The organism is Marinifilum caeruleilacunae (assembly GCF_013141825.1).
In the GTDB taxonomy this organism is placed as follows: Bacteria; Bacteroidota; Bacteroidia; order Bacteroidales; family Marinifilaceae; genus Marinifilum; species Marinifilum caeruleilacunae.
The window spans coordinates 1-1,213 of the sequence record NZ_RZNH01000098.1 but is presented as its reverse complement, the minus strand read 5'-3'; the positions used below and the strand labels follow the sequence as shown (position 1 = coordinate 1,213).

At 43.4% G+C, this 1,213-nt stretch carries 1 protein-coding gene; it reads left to right on the top strand.

Features of this window, described 5'->3' with window-relative positions; translation table 11 throughout:
• Nucleotides 1-1,213, top strand: a 1,213-nt coding sequence (locus ELS83_RS21645; RefSeq protein WP_216616755.1) for a hypothetical protein, incomplete at both ends; no start/stop codon positions are given.

Sequence of the window (1,213 nt, the reverse complement as noted above, 5' to 3'; positions counted from 1 at the left end):
CAGATTGCAAAGATTAATGATTTGTTAGCAGAACAGCAACGCCAGGCCGATGAAGCAGCTAGGTTGGCAGCTGAGAAAAAAGCATTGGATGACAGGTATGCGTCATTAATTGCAAGAGCTGATTCACAATTCGAATCTGCTGATTACGCATCTGCAAAGACAAGCTATACCGAGGCATTGAACTTGAAAGCTGAAGAACAATATCCGAAAAGCCAGATTGCAAAGATTGACGAACTGCTTGCTGAACAACAACGCCAGGCCGATGAAGCAGCACGATTGGCAGCAGAGCAAAAAGCTTTGGATGAGAAATATGCCTCGATTATTACTTTAGCAGATTCACAATTTGAATCAGGAGATTACACATCTTCGAAGACTAACTACACCGATGCATTGGCTTTGAAAGCGGAAGAACAATATCCGAAAAGCCAGATTGCAAAAATAGATGAATTGCTTGCAGAACAGCAACGCCAGGCCGATGAGGCAGCACGTTTGGCAGCAGAGCAAAAAGCTTTGGATGAGAAATATGCAGCATTGATTGCACATGCCGATTCTCAGTTTGAATCTGCTGATTACACATCTGCAAAGACAAGTTATACCGAAGCTTTGGCTTTGAAAGCTGAAGAACAATATCCGAAAAGTCAGATTGCAAAGATTGACGAACTGCTTGCTGAACAACAACGCCAGGCCAATGAAGCAGCACGATTGGCAGCCGAGAAAAAAGCCTTGGATGAGAAATATGCAAGCTTGATCGCACAGGCAGATTCTCAATTCGAAGCTGCTGATTACACATCTTCGAAGACTAGCTATACCGAAGCTTTGGCCTTGAAAGCTGAAGAACAATATCCGAAAAGTCAGATTGCAAAGATTAATGATTTGCTAGCCGAACAGCAACGCCAGGCCGATGAGGCAGCACGATTGGCAGCAGAGAAAAAAGCTTTGGATGACAGGTATGCCTCATTAATTGCAAGAGCTGATTCACAGTTCGAATCTGCTGATTACGCATCTTCAAAGGCAAGTTATACTGATGCTCTAAACTTGAAATCAGAGGAACAGTATCCGAAAAGCCAGATTGCAAAGATTAATGATTTGTTAGCAGAACAGCAACGCCAGGCCGATGAAGCAGCTAGGTTGGCAGCTGAGAAAAAAGCATTGGATGACAGGTATGCGTCATTAATTGCAAGAGCTGATTCACAATTCGAATCTGCTGATTACG